The sequence below is a fragment of the Lutibacter sp. genome (genome assembly GCF_041596795.1).
Taxonomy (GTDB): domain Bacteria; phylum Bacteroidota; class Bacteroidia; order Flavobacteriales; family Flavobacteriaceae; genus Lutibacter.
In genome coordinates this window covers 1-19,085 of record NZ_JBFHHX010000059.1, presented here as the reverse complement: position 1 = coordinate 19,085, position 19,085 = coordinate 1, and the positions used below count along the sequence as shown (strand labels likewise).

General features: G+C 28.7%; 21 protein-coding genes, 1 tRNA gene and 1 pseudogene. 12 read left to right on the top strand and 11 right to left on the bottom strand.

Annotated features, from left to right (window positions below):
• Positions 1 to 416, bottom strand: a pseudogene (locus ABY298_RS08660) (hypothetical protein); the annotation flags it as partial.
• Between the two features lie 103 nt (positions 417 to 519).
• Between ABY298_RS08660 and ABY298_RS08655 the strand changes: the two are divergent.
• On the top strand, positions 520 to 1,173 hold the full coding sequence (locus ABY298_RS08655; protein ID WP_372745627.1) for a uracil-DNA glycosylase family protein: 654 nt from the start codon (positions 520 to 522) through the stop codon (positions 1,171 to 1,173).
• On the opposite strand, the gene ABY298_RS08650 is transcribed toward ABY298_RS08655, so the two are convergent.
• The 8 genes from ABY298_RS08650 to ABY298_RS08615 all read right to left on the bottom strand — a co-directional run bounded on the left by ABY298_RS08650 (position 1,174) and on the right by ABY298_RS08615 (position 7,907).
• Positions 1,174 to 1,407 carry a CDGSH iron-sulfur domain-containing protein gene (locus tag ABY298_RS08650; protein ID WP_372745625.1) on the bottom strand — a complete coding sequence of 78 codons (234 nt, stop codon included), beginning with the start codon at positions 1,405 to 1,407 and terminating at the stop codon, positions 1,174 to 1,176. It lies immediately after the preceding gene.
• 33 nt (positions 1,408 to 1,440) lie between these two features.
• On the bottom strand, positions 1,441 to 2,205 hold the full coding sequence (gene trpA, locus ABY298_RS08645; protein WP_372745624.1) for a tryptophan synthase subunit alpha: 765 nt from the start codon (positions 2,203 to 2,205) through the stop codon (positions 1,441 to 1,443).
• Positions 2,206 to 2,209: 4 nt separating this feature from the next.
• A complete protein-coding gene (gene trpB, locus ABY298_RS08640) occupies positions 2,210 to 3,391 on the bottom strand; it encodes a tryptophan synthase subunit beta (protein ID WP_372745623.1) in 1,182 nt (393 codons plus the stop codon).
• Positions 3,388 to 4,050: a phosphoribosylanthranilate isomerase gene (locus tag ABY298_RS08635; protein WP_372745622.1), complete on the bottom strand. Its 663-nt coding sequence runs from the start codon at positions 4,048 to 4,050 to the stop codon at positions 3,388 to 3,390. Before ABY298_RS08635 ends, trpB begins: the two co-directional genes overlap by 4 nt.
• Before the next feature lie 105 nt (positions 4,051 to 4,155).
• Complete coding sequence (trpC, locus tag ABY298_RS08630) at positions 4,156 to 4,941, bottom strand: indole-3-glycerol phosphate synthase TrpC (RefSeq protein WP_372745621.1); 786 nt, start codon at positions 4,939 to 4,941, stop codon at positions 4,156 to 4,158.
• 1 nt (position 4,942) lies between these two features.
• On the bottom strand, positions 4,943 to 5,929 hold the full coding sequence (gene trpD, locus ABY298_RS08625; RefSeq protein ID WP_372745620.1) for an anthranilate phosphoribosyltransferase: 987 nt from the start codon (positions 5,927 to 5,929) through the stop codon (positions 4,943 to 4,945).
• Positions 5,930 to 5,936: 7 nt separating this feature from the next.
• Complete coding sequence (locus tag ABY298_RS08620; protein WP_372745619.1) at positions 5,937 to 6,512, bottom strand: aminodeoxychorismate/anthranilate synthase component II; 576 nt, start codon at positions 6,510 to 6,512, stop codon at positions 5,937 to 5,939.
• 3 nt (positions 6,513 to 6,515) lie between these two features.
• Positions 6,516 to 7,907, bottom strand: coding sequence for an anthranilate synthase component I family protein (locus ABY298_RS08615; RefSeq protein ID WP_372745618.1), 1,392 nt, complete (start codon positions 7,905 to 7,907; stop codon positions 6,516 to 6,518).
• A gap of 226 nt (positions 7,908 to 8,133) precedes the next feature.
• Here ABY298_RS08615 and ABY298_RS08610 point away from each other — a divergent pair, with 226 nt between their 5' ends.
• Positions 8,134 to 8,982, top strand: a complete 849-nt coding sequence (locus tag ABY298_RS08610; RefSeq protein ID WP_372745617.1) for a GIN domain-containing protein — start codon at positions 8,134 to 8,136, stop codon at positions 8,980 to 8,982.
• Position 8,983: 1 nt separating this feature from the next.
• Here ABY298_RS08610 and ABY298_RS08605 read toward each other — a convergent pair whose 3' ends face one another.
• Positions 8,984 to 10,567, bottom strand: coding sequence for an aspartate:alanine exchanger family transporter (locus ABY298_RS08605; RefSeq protein ID WP_372745616.1), 1,584 nt, complete (start codon positions 10,565 to 10,567; stop codon positions 8,984 to 8,986).
• Between the two features lie 141 nt (positions 10,568 to 10,708).
• Positions 10,709 to 11,656 carry a thioredoxin-disulfide reductase gene (gene trxB, locus ABY298_RS08600; RefSeq protein ID WP_372745615.1) on the bottom strand — a complete coding sequence of 316 codons (948 nt, stop codon included), beginning with the start codon at positions 11,654 to 11,656 and terminating at the stop codon, positions 10,709 to 10,711.
• A 164-nt stretch (positions 11,657 to 11,820) separates the two neighbouring features.
• Between trxB and ABY298_RS08595 the strand changes: the two genes are divergently transcribed.
• From ABY298_RS08595 to ABY298_RS08550, 10 genes are all read left to right on the top strand, one after another.
• Complete coding sequence (locus tag ABY298_RS08595; RefSeq protein WP_372745614.1) at positions 11,821 to 12,159, top strand: thioredoxin family protein; 339 nt, start codon at positions 11,821 to 11,823, stop codon at positions 12,157 to 12,159.
• 136 nt (positions 12,160 to 12,295) lie between these two features.
• A tRNA-Pro gene (locus tag ABY298_RS08590) sits at positions 12,296 to 12,373 on the top strand.
• Positions 12,374 to 12,562: 189 nt separating this feature from the next.
• Positions 12,563 to 13,066: a nicotinate-nucleotide adenylyltransferase gene (locus ABY298_RS08585; RefSeq protein ID WP_372745613.1), complete on the top strand. Its 504-nt coding sequence runs from the start codon at positions 12,563 to 12,565 to the stop codon at positions 13,064 to 13,066.
• Positions 13,067 to 13,273: 207 nt separating this feature from the next.
• Positions 13,274 to 14,056, top strand: coding sequence for an MlaE family ABC transporter permease (locus ABY298_RS08580; protein WP_372745612.1), 783 nt, complete (start codon positions 13,274 to 13,276; stop codon positions 14,054 to 14,056).
• Positions 14,057 to 14,061: 5 nt separating this feature from the next.
• Positions 14,062 to 14,802: an ABC transporter ATP-binding protein gene (locus tag ABY298_RS08575; RefSeq protein WP_372745611.1), complete on the top strand. Its 741-nt coding sequence runs from the start codon at positions 14,062 to 14,064 to the stop codon at positions 14,800 to 14,802.
• Between the two features lie 107 nt (positions 14,803 to 14,909).
• A complete protein-coding gene (locus ABY298_RS08570; RefSeq protein WP_372745610.1) occupies positions 14,910 to 15,902 on the top strand; it encodes an MlaD family protein in 993 nt (330 codons plus the stop codon).
• A 60-nt stretch (positions 15,903 to 15,962) separates the two neighbouring features.
• A complete protein-coding gene (locus tag ABY298_RS08565; RefSeq protein ID WP_372745609.1) occupies positions 15,963 to 16,322 on the top strand; it encodes a hypothetical protein in 360 nt (119 codons plus the stop codon).
• Positions 16,323 to 16,333: 11 nt separating this feature from the next.
• The gene (locus tag ABY298_RS08560) at positions 16,334 to 17,290 is read left to right on the top strand and encodes a L,D-transpeptidase (RefSeq protein ID WP_372745608.1); all 957 of its coding nucleotides are present in this window, start codon (positions 16,334 to 16,336) and stop codon (positions 17,288 to 17,290) included.
• A gap of 161 nt (positions 17,291 to 17,451) precedes the next feature.
• Entirely contained in the window at positions 17,452 to 18,714 is a 1,263-nt protein-coding gene (locus ABY298_RS08555) for an ATP-binding protein (RefSeq protein WP_372745607.1), read from the top strand.
• Positions 18,692 to 19,085: response regulator transcription factor (locus ABY298_RS08550; RefSeq protein WP_372745606.1), on the top strand; the 394-nt coding region annotated here is incomplete at its 3' end. The genes ABY298_RS08555 and ABY298_RS08550, both read left to right, overlap by 23 nt.

The window sequence follows — 19,085 nt, the reverse complement described above, 5'->3', positions numbered from 1 at the left end:
TGTTGCAATAAACTCTCTTTTGAATAATCTCTGGTAAAACTTAATGTAATTGTTAAAAGCCCAACAAATGAAATTAATGATGCTCTAAATCCAAAAACTGCGATATATGAAACTGAAAAAAAAGTAAGACCTAATACAGGTAATAACAACCAAAATATAGTTGCAATAGAACCAAATAGAAATGTTAAACAAAAAGACAAAATAACCGCAATTAAAATACCAAAAAACACATGTTTTGTACTTCCAGGAACGTCAGTTGGGGCACAAAACAGTACTCCAAGTGCCATACTAAAACCTATGTGAATATCATTTAAAATATAGTTACTAATAAAAATAGGAATAAGTACAGCTATTGCCATTACAATTCCTTTTAAGAAATCTAAACTTTTTAAAAATCTATTTATACTTTCTACCATCTTTTTCTATAAGTGTTCAAATTTACGTAGTATTTTTTTGTTGCAACCACTATTGAAATAATTATTAGTAGATTTAACAAAACAACGTAAAACGTTTTAATAAATGATATTACATAAACATCCATATAAACCATTTATACCAAAAAATGCTACAAAATTAATAGTTGGAACTTTACCTCCACCTAGATTTTCAGTTGGAAATTTAAAAAATGGCGATGTTGATTTTTGTTATGGAAGCATTGATGGTCAATTATGGAAAATTTTAGATGAAATATTTTCTTTAAAATTACATTATGAAACTACCGATTTTGCAATACAGCAACGAAAAGAATTTTTAATAACCAACAATATTGGTATTTGTGATATTGTTGAATCTTGTGAACGCAAAAAATTAGATGCTTCAGATTTAGGAATGGAAAATATTAAACTTAGAAATATGCTTTTTTATTTAGAAAAAAACCCAACAGTTACCACGTTGCTTTTAACTGGTGGAAATAGTAAAAATGGCCCTGAATATCATTTAAGAAAACAATTAAAAGCTAATAACTTTACATTAAAACCAATTTCATTAGATACTCCAAAAATTCATCATTTCAAATTTGATTCAAGAATAATTGAAGTTATTTCTTTAACAGCACCCACCGGAACAGCTAATAGAGCTGTTGGAAGTAATCCAGAATATAAACTATTAAAAAAACAAAACCCTAACTTCAATACATTTGATTTTAGGGTTTTGCAGTATAAAAAATTCTTTTAACTATTTGTGCGAACCATCACAAAATGGTCCGTTTTTGGTAGATTTACAAGTACATAAATATTTAGTTTCAGTTTTTTCAGCAACAAATACTTCCGGACTCATACCGTGTCCTTTATGTTGCCCATCACAAAACGGTTGTGTACCAGATAATCCACAAGCACACCAAGCATAACGCTTTCCTTCTTCTAAATCAACTCTTATTGGGGTGTTTCCTGCTCTTTTTGGTAATTCCATCACTTTAGTTTTATAGTTATATCCTTAAAGATATTACTCTAAAATCGCATTCACAAATTTATCAATGTCTTTTGTACCGTTCTTTGTTAAATGATTTACAAAAGCAGATCCAATAATGGCTCCTTTTGCATATTTTGTAGCTTGTTTAAATGTTTCTGCATTTGAAATACCAAATCCAATTATTTGAGGCGCTTTTAAATTCATTGCTGCTATACGTTCAAAATAATCATTTTGAGTTGCGCCAAAGCTATTTTTACTACCAGTAACACTCGCTGAACTTACCATATAAATAAATCCGTTTGATATTTCATCAATAAATTTAATTCTTTCTATTGATGTTTGTGGTGTAATTAAAAACACATTTATTAATCCGTATTTCTCAAAAATTGCTTTATAATTATCGTTGTATTCCTTTACAGGTAAATCTGGAATAATTAAGCCATCAATACCAATTTCAGCACATTTTTGGCAAAATTTTTCAACTCCATACTGCATCATTGGGTTAAAATAACCCATAATAATTAAAGGTATTGATACTGTTTTTCTGATGTTTTTTAACTGATCAAACAAAACAGTAGTTGTCATTCCGTTATTTAATGCCGTTGTAGAACTTGCCTGAATTGTTGGTCCATCAGCTAAAGGATCACTAAAAGGCAATCCAATTTCTATCATATCAACACCACTTTTTTCAAGTTGTTCTATAACCGAAACCGTATCATTTAATGTAGGATAACCAGCCGTAAAATAGATAGACAGTAGTTTTTTATTTTCTTGTAATTTTATATTTATTCTATTCATTTTATTACAAATTAAAATATTTTATATATGTATCTAAATCCTTATCACCTCTACCCGATAAATTCAATACAACTATAGCATCTTTTTTAAATTTCTTAGTTTCAAAAACTGCCAACGCATGTGAACTTTCAATTGCAGGAATAATACCTTCTAATTTACATAATTCCAATCCCGCGTTCATAGCTTGATCATCTGTAATTGCAATAAATTCTGCTCTATTAGATTTACATAAATGTGCGTGTAAAGGTCCAACTCCTGGATAATCTAATCCTGCAGAAATAGAATATGGTTCTGTAATTTGCCCATCCTTAGTTTGCATTAATAAAGTTTTACTTCCGTGAATAATTCCTTCATTTCCTAAAACACTTGTTGCTGCACTTTCACCAGAATCTACACCTAAACCGGCAGCCTCAACTGCTATTAATTTTACATCTTCATTATCTAAAAAATGATAAAAAGCTCCGGCTGCATTACTTCCTCCACCAACACAAGCAATTACATAATCTGGGGTTTCTTTTCCTTCTTTTTCTTTTAATTGCTTTTTAATTTCTTCTGAAATTACAGACTGGAAACGTGCAACCATATCTGGATATGGATGTGGACCAACAACAGAACCTATAATATAATGTGTATCAACCGGATTGTTAATCCAATCTCTAATTGCTTCATTTGTAGCATCTTTTAATGTTCTACTGCCTGATAATGCAGGAACAACCGTTGCGCCTAACATTTTCATACGAGCAACATTTGGCGCTTGACGAGCAATATCTATTTCGCCCATATACACAATGCACTCTAAACCCATTAAGGCACAAACTGTAGCCGTTGCAACTCCATGTTGCCCAGCTCCGGTTTCGGCAATAATTCTGTTTTTACCTAAACGCTTTGCCATTAAAATTTGGCCAATTGTATTGTTTACTTTATGTGCACCTGTATGACATAAATCTTCACGTTTTAGGTAAATTTTGGTATTGTATTTTTCCGATAATCGCTTTGCAAAATACAAAGGTGTTGGACGCCCAACATATTCCTTCAATAATTCTTGAAATTCTTGTTGAAAAGAAGGTTCTTTCATTATTGAAATATAATTCTGACGTAGTTCTTCTACATTTGGATATAACATTTCTGGAATATATGCACCTCCAAAATCTCCGTAATATCCGTTTTCATCTACAAAATAGTTCATTCTAAATTTTGTTTAAATTCTTTAATATCTTCTATATTTTTAACTCCAGGGTTTAATTCAAAACCGCTATTGATATCTAATCCAATACATTTTTCAGATTCTTGCTTACTTAAAAAAGAGAGTATTGCTTCTGAATCATTTTTTGAAATTCCTCCGCTTAATAAAAACGGTACTTCTCCTTTGTATTTTTTTAATATTTCCCAATTAAATTTAATACCATTTCCACCGTAATTTTCTCCTTTGGTATCAAAAATAAAATAATCGCAAGTGTTTTCAAATTGTTGAGTTAGTCCAAAATCAAAATTTTCATCAACTGAAAAAGCTTTAATTATACCTAGTTGAAATGATTCTGAAAAGTAATTACTACTACTCTCAACGTTACATTTTTTTTGTAATTCCTTTATATATTCTGGAGTTTCATTTCCGTGTAACTGCACAAAATCTAAACTAAATTTGGTTACAGTTTGAAAAATATTCTCTATAGATTCATTTACAAAAACACCCACTTTTTTTATGTACAACGGAATTTCTACTTGAGGAAAATCACTTACAAAACGTTTAGATTTGTTGTAAAAAATAAAACCTATAAAATCTGGTCCCAAAGCAATTAAACTTTGAATATTTTCAGATTCGCGCATTCCACAAACTTTAATTTTCATATATAATTTGTTTAAAGGTTTAATATTTTAAAGGTGTAAGGGTTTTAAAAACTACACATTTAAACTTTTACACTATTCAACTTATAAACTTTTCAGCGTCAAAAACTACCTTATTTGAGAAATAAATTCTTGACACGCGTAACCAGGATCTTCAGTTTTCATAAAGTTTTCACCAATTAAAAACCCTTGAAATCCGTATTCTTTTAATCCTGTAATAATTCTTGGATCAGAAATACCACTTTCAGAAACTTTTATACAACTGCTTGGAATTTGGCTTGCTAATTCTATAGAATGCTCTAAATCAACCTCAAAAGTTTTTAAATTACGGTTGTTAATTCCAATAATTTTATGGTCTAAATCTATTTTATCTAATTCTTCTTTTGTGTGCACTTCATATAAAACATCCAATCCTAAATCTTCAGCTAGTTTTCCATAGTTTTTCAATTCTTCTTTAGTTAAACAAGCTGCAATTAATAAAATTACATCTGCTCCAATGGCCTTTGCTTCTACAATTTGAAACCCATCAACAATAAAATCTTTTCTTAAAATTGGTGTTGTATCATTTACAGAACGTGCTTGCATTAAGTCTAAAATAGTACCTCCAAAAAAATGAGTATCCGTTAAAATAGATTGTGCAGCCACTTTAGCCTCTAAATAACCTTGGGTAACTTCTACAATTGACGCTTTATCGTTAATAATTCCCTTTGATGGAGACTGACGTTTAAATTCTGCAATAATTCCGGAAGAACCTTTAACCGTTAATGATTCTTTTAATGAAAGTGGAGTTCGTTTAAAACCTGGACTTTTTACTAATTTTTCAACTAAAACTTCTCTTTTTAATTGAGCAACTTCTTTCTTTTTAAATGCTATAATTTTATCTAAAACATTCATTTTAACTTACTAATTTAGTTAAACAATCTTTTGCCTTTAACCCAAACAACGATGATTTTGCCTCTTCAAAAGCGTCTTCAAAACTTTTGTTTGAATCTAGTGTTTTTAAAGCAAATGCTGCATTTGCCAAAACTACATTATTTTGTGCTTCTGTTCCTTTCCCTTCAATTATAGAAATAAATATTTTTGCGGATGAATCTACAGTTGTACCTCCAAAAATTTCTGATTGATTTAATCTCTTTAATCCTAAATCTTCAGGTGTAATTTGTTCTTCATTATTTTTAGAAAACAGTTTAAAACCACTTGTTAAAGAAATTTCATCGTAACCATCAATACTATGTATAATTCCATAATTTTGCTTAGCTTCTTGTAATAAATAATTATAAACTCTGGCAACTTCTAAATTAAAAACACCTACTAATTGATTTTGCGGATTACTTGGATTTACCAATGGTCCTAGCATATTAAAAAAAGTTTTCATTCCCAATTTCTTTCTTACAGGTCCAACAGCTTTCATTGCCGGATGAAACATAGGCGCATGTAAAAAGCAAATATTTGCTTTATCTATTTGCGATTTTAAAATATCTTGATTGTTTGTGAATTTATACCCTAAATATTCCAACATGTTTGATGATCCACTTACAGAGGATGCACTATAATTTCCGTGTTTTGACACTTTATTTCCTGTTCCTGCAACAACAAAAGATGTTAATGTAGAAATGTTAAAAGTATCTTTTCCATCACCACCAGTTCCGCATAAATCAATAGTGTTAAATTCTGATAAATCAATTTTAACAGCCAATTCTAATAATGCTTCTCTAAAACCAGTCAATTCATTTACTGATATTGGTCGCATCATAAATACAGTTAAAAAAGATGCTAATTGAGCTTCGTTAAATTTTTCGCTTGCTATTTCAATTAAAATAGATTTAGCTTCCTTTTTGGTTAAACGCTGTTGTTCAAATAATTTATTTAATATTACTTTCATTGTAGTTTTATTTATTTGCTTCAATAAAATTACGCACCATTTTTTCTCCTAATGGTGTTAAAATAGATTCTGGATGAAATTGTACCGCACTAATATTGTGTACTTTATGCTGTAAACTCATAATATCACCAAACTCATCAACTGCTGTTATTTCTAATTCAGCTGGAAAATCATGAGTTGCCGCAATCCAAGAATGGTAGCGTGCCGCTTCAAATTCTGTTGGTATATCTTTATAAATTACAGCATCAAAATTTGTGATTGACATTTTAGTTGCCACTCCATGAAAAACCGAATCTAAATTTTGCAAACTTCCACCAAAAACCTCAGTTATAGCTTGTAAACCTAAACAAACTCCAAAAATTGGTTTTATCCCTGCGTAGGTTTTAATGGTTTCTTTTAAAATTCCTGCTTCATCTGGTATTCCTGGTCCTGGTGATAATATAATTAAATCGTAATTATTTATGTCTTCAATAGCAATTTCATCATTTCTAAAAACGGTTGGATATTCTCCAGTAATATCTTCAACCATATGCACCAAATTATAGGTAAATGAATCGTAATTATCTAGTATTAATATTTTCATCTTTTAAATTTTTTCGGCTAAGATTAATGCTTTTTTTAATGCTGCCAATTTATTGTTTACTTCTTGCAACTCTCCTTCTTCGGTTGAATTAATTACAATTCCGGCTCCTGCTTGATAAAACAACGTGTTATTTTTACTAACAAATGAGCGAATTGCAATTGCTAAATTTACCGAATTATCTAAACCTATAAACCCAACTGCTCCTCCATAAAATCCTCTAGTTTGATTTTCATATGTATCAATTAATTCCATTGCTTTAAATTTTGGTGCGCCGCTTAACGTTCCTGCCGGAAAAGTATCTCCAACAATTTCTATAGCTTTTCCTTTTGGTTTTCCTTGAACCGTAGAAACTAAATGAATTACATGACTAAAGTATTGTACTTCTTTAAAAACCTCAACGGTTACATTGCTTGCGTGCTTACTTAAATCGTTACGTGCTAAATCTACCAACATTACGTGTTCGGCGTTTTCTTTTTTATCTTTCGATAGTTTTTCTCCTAAAATAATATCAGAAGCCATATCTCCGGTTCGTCTAAAAGTTCCTGCAATTGGATTAATTATTGCTTTTTCTTTGTTTATTTTTATTTGAGCTTCTGGTGATGAACCCATTAATTTAAAATTACCATAATCAAAATAAAATAAATATGGTGATGGATTTATAGATCTTAATGCTCTGTACACATTAAACTCATCTCCTTTATATTTTTGTTGAAATTGACGTGATAAAACTAATTGAAATACATCGCCTCTTTTACAATGTTTTTTTGCATTTGCAACATTATTTTTAAATTCAGCATCGGTACAATTTGATGATTCTTTTCCAATAGATTTATACTTATATAAACCATACGTTCTTGAATTTATTAAAGTTTCAATTTCTTCAATTCTAGATTTCTCTCCTTCTTCAATATTTTCAATTAGTGTTAGCTCATCATTAAAATGATTAATAGCAATAACAAATCTGAAAAAGCTAAATTGTAAATCTGGTATTTCCGATGGTGCTTTTTTAGCTTTTAACTTAATAGTTTCGAAATATTGTACAGAATTATAAGAAATATACCCATAAAAACCGTTGAATGATTTTAATGATTCATCACAATCTACCTCAATTGTTTTTTTATAATTTTCAAAAATTTTATAAAAATCTCTGTCAATAGTTTGCTCATCTATTTCCTGATTTTTATAAAAATAGGTAAACTTATTAGCATCGGCTTTTAACGTTACAATTGGCTCTATACAAATAAAGGTATAACTCTCTTCTTTGCTATGATAATCTGAACCTTCTAACAACAAACTATTGGCGTATTTATCTCTAATTTTAGAGTACATCCCAACTGGTGTTACCGTATCAGATAATTGATATTTTGCAAGGGTTTTAAATTTTAGTTGTTTCATTTTGATTGAAATAAAAAAGGACTTATCGCGAGATAAGTCCTTTTATTTATATTATTAAAATATTAAAATAGTAGTTGCTTCTCGCTTATTGTTTAAGAGAGTTCCACCACCAAATCATATTTACGTTATTGTTCTTCATTTATTTTAGCAAAAGTAACATACATTTTTAAATGAGCAAATAAATCATAAAAAAATATTATCTTTAAGTGAAATAAAGTTCAAAATAATGAAAAATTTATATAACCCTATCGTTTTAATTGCACTTTTAATATCATTTTCCACTTTTTCACAAGAAAAATTAAAAGGGAATAAAGATGTTACTACAGAAAATAGAAATATTTCTGAATTTGATAAAATAGAAGTTATTGATGATGTTGATATTTACTTAACATTTGGAGAATCACAATCGGTTTTTGTGGAAACAGATTCTAATTTACAAGAAGTTGTTACAACTGAAATTAAAGATGGCGTATTAATTATTAAAACCGATAATAAAATTGGTCGTAAAAAAGAATTAATTGTTCATATTAAACTGAATAAAAATTTTAAAGAAATCTCAGCTTTTAACAACGCAAATATTATTTCGAAAAGTTTATTAATTTTTGAAACTATTGCTTTAAATGCTTTTGACAATGCCGATTACGATTTAAACCTACATGCTAAAGAAGTACAATTAAGCTGTAAAAAAACAAGTAATTTAAAGCTAGAAATTCTTTGTGAAAACACAACTATTACTTCTGAAGAATCTAGTAATTTAAAAGGCTCCATTCAAACAAAAAACATAAACATTCATATGTTAGATAAAGCTGTAATAAATATTACTGGAAGTTCTACAGATATTGAAACAGACTCATTTGGAAATAGCTCTTTTAAAGGCAATGATTTTAAAGTAAACAATGCTATTATAAAAGCTGAAAATGATTCTAAAATTTACATTAATGCTACGCAAAAAATAGATATTTACGCTAGAAATTCTTCTGAAATTTATATTTACTCAAATCCTAAAATTCAGTTATTAGAATTTTTTGACAGAGCTACTATTTACAAAAGAGAACCCGATAAAAAAATATTTTAATTTAAAGTAAACTTAAAATTTGAACCACAACAATTAGTAAAACCATTGCAATTGGATATACAGTTGCATATGCTATTGCTGGAGCATCGGCATCAACCATATTATCAACTGCTGCTAAACCAGGTGTACTAGTCATACTACCTGTTAAAGTACCTAACAAAGTTAATATGTTTAATTTCCATACATACCTTGCTACAAAAGTTGTAATAATCATTGGCACCAAAGTAATTATAATACCATACATAAACAGCTCTAATCCATATTTTTGAAATGTATCCACTAAACTAGTACCTGCACTTGTACCAACCGCAGCTAAAAAGAATAACAATCCAAATTGCCTAAGCAGTTGGTTTGCAGCTCCAGTCATTGTCCACATTATTGGTCCGGTTTTACCTGTTCTACCTAAAACTAATGCCACCAACAAAATACCACCTGTTAAACCTAAACTAAATGAAAAACCACTAAAATAAAGACTTATTTTACCTACTAAAATTCCTAAAATAATTCCTGCTGCAATTGGAAGAAAATCTGTACTAGACAATTTACTTGTATCATCGCCAAAAATTCTGCTCACATCTTTCATATTATCTTTATGGCAAACAACAATTAATTTATCACCAAATTGTAATTTTGAATTTGGAGTTGGAGAAATATTAATTCCTGAACGACGAATACGAGTAATAGTAGCGTGATAAGTTTCTAAAATATTTAATTGTCCCAATGTTTTTTTAACAACATCTTTGTTTGTTACCAAAATAGACCTTACATCGTAATTAGTATCTAAAGGAATTTCTGTATCAACTTCACTACCAATTAAAAGTTTTACCCTTTCTAAAGCATTTACCGTACCTACAGCTTTTATTATATCTCCTTTATACAATATCATATTAGGCTCAGGAGCCAAAGCCACATTACCATGCATAATTCTTGAAATAACAGCCTTGGTCATAAATCTGATATTCAATTCGCCAAACGTTTTCCCAATTACATTTTCATTTTCAACCACAAAATGTTTTCTAACAATTTCAGGAAATTCAGTAGTAATTTGTTCTTTATATTTTTTTTCTTCCTCTTTTATGTTTAAACGCAAAATTTTTGGTAAAAAACTCACAAATAAAATAACACCAATAACACCAAACGGATATCCAATACCATAACCAATTGAAGCCAATGGAGATCCAGTAGAATCAATAGCAGCAGCTAAACCGGGTGTACTTGTTAACGCACCGTTTAACAATCCTATAACTAAGTTTTTATCAATATTAAAAAAATAAAATACTAAAAAAGTAATAATACCAGAACTAACAATAAGTATGGTAGCTAAAATAGCCAACTCTCTTCCATTTTTTTTGAAGGATTCAAAAAAACTTGGTCCAGCTTGTATACCAATGGTAAAAATAAAAAGCACCAATCCTAAATTTTGAAAATCTTTTGGCACAACCATTCCGTAATGACCAAATACCAACGCAACAAATATTACCGCAGATACATCTAACGAAATTCCTTTAATTTTTATTCGGCCAATTATAAACCCTATTACAATAATTAAAAATAATACAAAATAACTACTAGAAAATAAATCCATTTTTTAAAAAATTAGTCATAAAAATTAAACAGTTCCTTATTTCAAATTACTGTATTTAGTAAGATTTACAAAAACAGTTACCCTAAAATACACAAAAAAAGACTCAATTTAACTTGAGCCTTTTATACTTCATTTTTTATATTAATCTAAAGCGCCTAAATATCGCTCAGCATCCAATGCGGCCATACAACCAGTTCCGGCTGCAGTTACTGCTTGTCTGTATTCTTTATCTTGCACATCACCAGCTGCAAAAACACCTGGTAAATTAGTTTTTGTAGATTTTCCTTTGGTAATTAAGTAACCTGTTTCATCCATATCTAAAACACCTTTAAAAATATCGGTATTTGGTTTATGACCAATTGCAATAAATACACCTGTAATATCAATTACTTCTTTTTCGCCAGTAATATTATTAAATACACGAACACCTTCCACAACATTATCACCTAAAACCTCTTCAATTTCAGTGTTAAATTTCACTTCTAAATTTGCAGTTTTATCAACTCTATGTTGCATTGCTTTAGAAGCGCGCATATAATCTTTACGCACCAATAAAGTTACTTTTTTACAAATATTTGCCAAATAAGTAGCTTCTTCTGCAGCAGTATCTCCTGCTCCAACAACTACCACATCTTGTCCCTTATAAAAGAAACCATCGCAAGTTGCGCACGCAGATACTCCACCACCAATTAAACGTTGTTCACTTTCTAAACCTAAATATTTTGCAGTTGCACCAGTAGAAATAATCACAGTATTTGCTTCAATTACTTTATTACCATCAACAGTTACTTTATGAATACCTCCAACTTCTTTACTAAAATTTACTTCTGTAACTAAACCAAAACGAACTTCAGTTCCAAAACGTTCGGCTTGTTTTTTTAGATCTTCCATCATTGCTGTACCATCCGTTCCATTAGGGTATCCTGGAAAATTATCCACCTCTGTAGTAGTTGTAAGCTGACCGCCCATTTGCATTCCAGTATACATAACCGGTTTCAAATCTGCTCTAGCCGCATAAATTGCAGCGGTATATCCAGCAGGTCCTGAACCAATTATTAAACATTTTATTCTTTCAATTGTATTAGACATAATTGTTACTTTTTAAATAATCTTCAAATTTATAGCAATTAATTATAAATAAATACCTTTGTTTATAATTTTTAATAATGAAATCATAAAAAGATACTATTAATAACTCTTGTTAAAATTAAACCCTAATTTTACTATACTTTTAAAATTTATCATCATAAATTATGAATCCCGTAAATTATATTAACTCCATAGAAGCTTCAGACGAAATTCTTTTAAAAGAATCTGCTGTTTTATATTATTTTTCAACTACTTCATGCAATGTAGGAGAAGCATTTGAGCCTAAAGTTATAAAACTACTTGATGAAAATTTTCCAAAAATAAAGTTTTACAAAATAGACCTTAATTTTTCTCCGGAACTAGCAGCAAAGTATAGCGCTTTTGTAGAGCCAACAATACTAGTATTTTTTGAAGGAAAAGAAACCATTAGAAAAAGCAGAAATATTGGTGTTTTTGAGCTTGAAGATGCTATTAAAAGACCTTATAAACTTATTTTTGAATAATTGCTTGTATTCTACTTTTTAAGTTTTATATTTGCACACCGAAATTAATATGGGTAGTAGTTTTAAACTTCGCTCTAAAAATTTGAGTATAAAAGAAATATTGTTGTTGTTTTAATAAGTTTATTTCTTTAAAACTCGGGGTGTAGCGTAGCCCGGTTATCGCGCCGCGTTTGGGACGCGGAGGTCGCAGGTTCGAATCCTGCCACCCCGACCAATTTAAAAAACCTTTCAATTTTATTTGAAAGGTTTTTTTATTTTTTAATCTTCTTTTTTAATGCTAATATTTTCCTTTTTTATTTACCAAAATTGATATAAATCATTATATATCAACTGATAGCAATCATTGATTCCAAGATAAAAAACAAATAATTTTAAAGTAATATTAACTAAAAGCTTTAAAATTATGAAAAAACTATTAATAAGTTTCCTAATTTTTGGGTTAGCAATTCAAACGTTTGCCCAAATAAAAACTGAACAACTTTCTGAAGTTGTAATTGCTGCTACAAACTATAAATACTTAAATAAAACTGGTATAGAAAACGCTTCAGTTCCTGTATCATTATTAGAGCATAAAGTAGCTAGCTTCGACCTAAAAAACTCTGAATACTATAGAGATGATTATGATTATTATGAAATTACATTTTATATTCCTGAAGGTTTTATTCTTGCTGCTTATGATAAAAATGGAGAAATTATTAGAACTGCAGAAAGATTTAACGATGTAGCATTACCAAAAGCAGTAATTACTGCAATTACAAAAAGATTTCCGATGTGGGTAATTAAAAAAGATGTGTATTTAGTAAGTTATTACGATTCAGGAAAAATAACTAAAAAATATAAAATAACCCTTGAAAATGGTGATGAAAGATTAAAAATTAAAACCGATGCTGAAGGTAATTTCCTTTAATAAATTAATGTAATAAAACAAAAGGAGCTGTTAAGTGTAACGGTTCCTTTTTTTATTTTTTAAATCTTTTGTTATAAAATTATAACTGATTAATTAAGAACACTTCAATCAAAAAAATAGTATAAATGCAAAATTTATAGTAACTTTAAAATAGAATAGGTTTTAAATATTATTCCAATTACATTAAATGCTAAATCATCTATTAAGATGAATAACACACAAAAAATACTAACTAGTTTCAAAACCTTTTTTATTGAAATAGGAGAGTTATCTTTTTTTGCCAAACGTTTTTTTAAAGAAGTTTTTTCAACACCATTTGAATTTAAAGAGCTACTACGCCAATGTTATAATATGGCAAATAAATCATTAATTTTAGTTGGTGTTACAGGCTTTATTCTTGGATTGGTATTTACATTACAATCTAGACCAACTTTAATGGAATTTGGCGCGGCATCTTGGATGCCATCTATGGTTAGTATTTCAATTGTAAGAGAAATTGGCCCAGTAATTATTGCATTAATTTGCACAGGTAAAATTAGTTCAGGAATTGGAGCAGAATTAGGCTCTATGAGAGTTACTGAACAAATTGATGCTATGGAAGTTTCTGGCACAAACCCTTTTAAATATTTAGTAGTTACACGCATTTTAGCCGCAACCCTAATGTTGCCATTACTTATTATTTTTGGTGATGCAATTGCACTATTTGGATCTGCACTAGTAGAAAATTTAAAAGGAAATGTTTCTTTTTTACTTTACTTTAATAAGGTTTTTGATGCTTTAAAATTTTCAGATATAATTCCTGCAACCATAAAATCATTTTTCTTTGGATTTGCTATCGGACTAGTAGGTTGTTTTAAAGGTTATTATTGTAAAAAAGGAACCGTAGGAGTTGGAGAAGCCTCAAATTCTGCTGTAGTTTATACTTCTATGTTGCTATTTGTTATTGACTTTATTGCTGTATTTATTTCGGATATATTCTTTGAAATTTAAAAAAAATGACAACACCTAAAAACATAAAACCTGTATTGAATATAAAAAACTTAAAAAAAAGTTTTGGAGACAACACTGTTTTAAACGGATTTTCAATGCAACTTTTTGAAGGTGAAAACTTAGTGATTATGGGTAAATCAGGCTCAGGTAAATCCGTAATGATAAAATGTTTGGTTGGCTTATTATTTCCAGATGAAGGTACAATTGAAATTTCCGGAAAAAACATATCAGAATTATCACAAAATGAAATGAATGTTTTGCGTACCGAAATAGGATTTCTTTTTCAAGGAAGCGCCTTATATGATTCTATGACTGTACGAGAAAATTTAGAATTTCCATTACGAAAAAGCAATAAAACAACTGAGGAAATTGAAAAATTAGTTACAGAAGCATTAAAAAGTGTTGGATTGCTATCTGCTATAAATTTAATGCCCGAAGAATTATCTGGTGGAATGAAACGAAGAGTAGCTTTAGCGCGCGCTATAATAATGAAACCTAAAATTATAATTTTTGATGAACCAACAACAGGCTTAGACCCAATAACAGCAAAGGAAATTATTGAATTAATGAAAAATATTCAAAAGCAATACAACACATCTTCTTTAATAATAACACATGATGTGGATTGCGCACGAGTTATAGCAAACAGAATGATTTTACTGATAGACGGAATTAATTATGCCGAAGGAACTTTTAAAGAATTAACAGCTTCAAAAGACAAAAAAATACAAGCATTTTTTAAATAAATATGTTAAGAAGCATTTTATTCTCATTAAAATAAACAGAATCAACAAAATTAAAAGCTAGAAATTTTTAATTACAAATAAAATAAACCACAAAAAATAGATTAATAATGAAACAAACAAGCACACAAAAATTTTATCTGGGTTTATTTATAATTATAAGTACAATTGTATTAATTATTGCACTGTATTTTATTGGAAACAGACAAAATTTATTTGGCAAAACGTTTAAAATAAACGCAGTTTTCAACAATGTAAATGGCTTGCAACTAGGTAATAACGTCCGCTACTCAGGAATAAACGTTGGTACGGTTAAAAAAATAGAAATGGTAAACGACACTACTATTTGCGTGGAAATGATTGTTGAAAATAAATTTTTAAATCATTTAAAAAAGAATGCAGTTGCAGCAATTGGTTCTGATGGTTTAGTGGGTAGTATGGTTATAAATATTGTCCCAAATCATAAAGAGGCACCTAATTTAATTCCTGGAGACACAATAAAGTCATATAGTAAAATATCTACAAATGATATGCTTGAAACCTTAAATGCTACCAATGAAAATGCTGCCATTTTAACATCAGATTTATTAAAAATAACCTCAGCAATTAATCAAGGAAAAGGTACTTTAGGTATGCTAATTAAAGATCCTGAGTTAGCATCAAACCTACAACATACCGTACTTAACTTAAAAATTGCAAGTAATGATGCGGCAAAAACTATAAAAGAAATAAAACAAATTGTAGAAGCTATAAATTACGAAGAAAGCATTGCCTCCACTCTTTTAAGCGACTCAATTTCTGCAAATAAAATAAAATCTATTATTACTAATTTAAATAAAAGCAGTGTTGAAATAAACAAAGTAGTTACCAATTTAAACAGCACAATTACCACTATGAAAGATGGAAAAGGAGCCATAAATTATTTATTAACAGACACCTTGCTAGTTAAAAACATAGATAGTACAATGCTAAATATTAAAAAAGGAAGCGTAAAATTAAATGAAGATTTAGAAGCTTTAAAACATAATTTTTTATTGAGAGGCTATTTTAGAAAATTGGAAAAAGAAAAAGAAAAGGCCGCAAAAAAGAATGCTCCAAATTGAGAAATATCATTTTATAAACGCTAATTTTTTACTACTTTTTATGTTCTAAATTATAAGGTCATGAAAAAAATTATTTTCGTTAGTTTTTTCTTTTGCTTTCTTTTAATAGAAAGTTGTGGCCCAGTTGTATTTACAACAAGATTAGGGCACACTCCTCCACCTTGGTTTTACCCAAATAGAATTGAAACTGTTAGGTATGTTTATTTCCCAGATTACACAATTTATTACGATTTTTCTCAACGTAACTATCGCTATTTAGAAAATGGTGTTTGGGTTACGGTAAATGTGCTTCCTTCAAGATTTAATTCTATTAATTTAAGACGAAGTAAACAAGTAAGAATTACAAATTATTATGATGATGATATTAAAAGATATCATAATGAAATTAGAAAAAATTCAACTTCAAAAAGATCTAATTAAATAGTACTAAAATGACAGATATAAAATTGCTTTTTAAAACATTTGCACTCATTTTTATATTTATTGCATTTATATTTTTTAGTGTTGAAGACAGATCTAAACCCATAAAAAAAACACAACAAAAAACAATACAAAATGATACGGTAAAAAAAACAACCACAACTTTTACTGTTGCTAAAGACATTCAAATAAAAAATTATTTTCAATATTTAGATTCTATAATAAATTATTACAATTCAACCACAAACTATAATTTAACCGAGCATTTATTAGTAAGATTTAATCCGTGGATATTGGATACTTTAGCAAATACAGATTATTACAGAATGCAAGAAAAAGACTCTTTTGTTTATAATCAAAAAAAATTAATTGCACTTAAAAAAGGAGCTGTAATTATAATTCCCGATGAAAAATCTGCCAAGAACTTATTAAATTCTTTTAATAAAACACATATTGTAATTAACATTCCAGAATATAAATTAAGAATTTATGAAGACTCAATAAAACTATTTGAATTTCCAATTAGAGTTGGAAGAAATGAAAAGAAATACTTAAAAATGGCAAAAACAGTTATTGATTTAAAAACCAAAACTGGTGAAGGAAAAATAATTAAACATATTAAAAACCCAGATTACTACAATCCTGTTAACAATCAAAAATATTATTTAACGCGTCGCGACGATAAAAAAACAACAAAAATGCCCCAAATTCCTTGGATAGAAACTGAAATAAATGGTGTTAGAAACGGGCAATTAATTCATCCAACCACCAATCCAATTACATTAAACAAAGCCTATTCTAATGGTTGTATTGGCACCAAAGAAGCCGATGCTTGGGTTATATATTACTACGCTCCAATTGGAACAAAAATTACAATAAATTACCAATTATCAATAAAAAATAATGATGGTAGTACCATTCTTTTACCCGATATTTATAACTATTCTGAAAAACCAATTACTCCTTAAAAATTTAATTTCATTTTAAATTAAACACACTTATTTTTATAAAATAATCTCATTTCATAAACTATTGAATAGTTTTTAAATAAATAAAGCCTCTAAAATTAAATTTTAACGCGATTTTTTCCGAAATTTAATACGCAATTGACTTTAATACATTGCTTTCTATGTTTTATAAAGATAAATATATATTTAATATTCTATTTGAAGCAATTCCTGAAGGTGTACTAATAATAGATAAAAACCAAACTATTGTTGCTGCAAATCATCCTGCTGAGAAAATGTTTGGCTATAAAAAAGGTGAATTAACAAACAACCATTTTAATTGCTTAATTCCAAAACAAATGAGAGATTCTCATATTTCCTTTTTTGAAAACTTTAAAAATTCTAACACCACCAAAAGAATAAACCAAGAGTTAAATTTAATTGCATTATCTAAATGCAATAAAAAATTTCCAATAGAAATAGGATTAAATCCGTTTACCTATGAAAATAAAAAATATGTAATTGCTTTAATAATAGATATTTCATTACGTAGGCAAAACGAAAAAAGAGATCATTTTTTAAAACTAGAACTTGAGAAAAAAATTACCCAAAAAACGGCCGATTTACATAACACTATTACCCAATTAAAAGAATTAAATCAGAATTTTAAAAAAGAAATAAAAAAAAGAATTACAGCAGAAAATAATTTAAAAATTGCCTTAAAAAAAGAAAAGGAATTAAATAATTTAAAATCTAAATTCCTAACAATGGTTTCTCATGAATTTAAAACTCCGTTAAGCGGTATTTTAACATCATCAATGCTATTAAATAAATACCACCTTACAAAAGAGCAAAATAAAAGAGATAAACATATAAAAACCATTACAAATAAAGCCCAATATTTAGATACCATTTTAAACGATTTCTTATCTATTGAACAATTAGAAGCAAACAATATTAATTACAAATTCACTAATTTTAATTTAAGCACGGTTATTAATGAAGTTATTTATAACGCAAATATGTTGTTAAAAGAAGGACAACACATACAATTCCCATCTAATATTGATGAGTTTAAAATTACCCAAGACGAAAAATATTTAAAACTAGCTTTAACCAATGTACTTAATAATGCCATAAAATATTCTCCAGAAAACAGCAACATTCAATTACTTATATCTCAAACCAATTCAAACTTCGAATTTAAAATTATCGACCACGGAATTGGCATACCAGAACAAGATAAAAAATTTATTTTCAATAGGTATTTTAGAGCCGAAAATGCATTAAATGTTCCTGGAACCGGAATTGGACTAAATATTGTTAAAGATCATATAGAAAATTTAGGTGGAACCATTAACTTTATTAGCAATGTAAACAAAGGTTCAACATTTATACTAACCATACCAAATAAAACTGAACATGAAAACCATACTATTAATTGAAGACGATGCAGTTGTTAGAGAAAATACCGCAGAATTATTAGAACTGGCCAACTATCACGTTTTAACAGCTGCAAATGGTAAAATTGGCGTTAATTTAGCAAAAAAACACCTGCCAGACATTATAATTTGCGACATTATGATGCCCGAATTAAATGGCTACGGAGTACTTCAAATTTTATCAAAAGAAAAAATAACCCAGCACATTCCATTTATTTTTTTATCAGCAAAAACAGAGCATAAAGATGTTAGAAAAGGTATGAATATGGGCGCCGATGATTATTTAACAAAACCTTTTGATGAATCTGAACTGTTTAGTGCTATTGAAAGCAGATTGGCAAAAGTGGCTATTTTAAACGAAAAATCTGAGGATG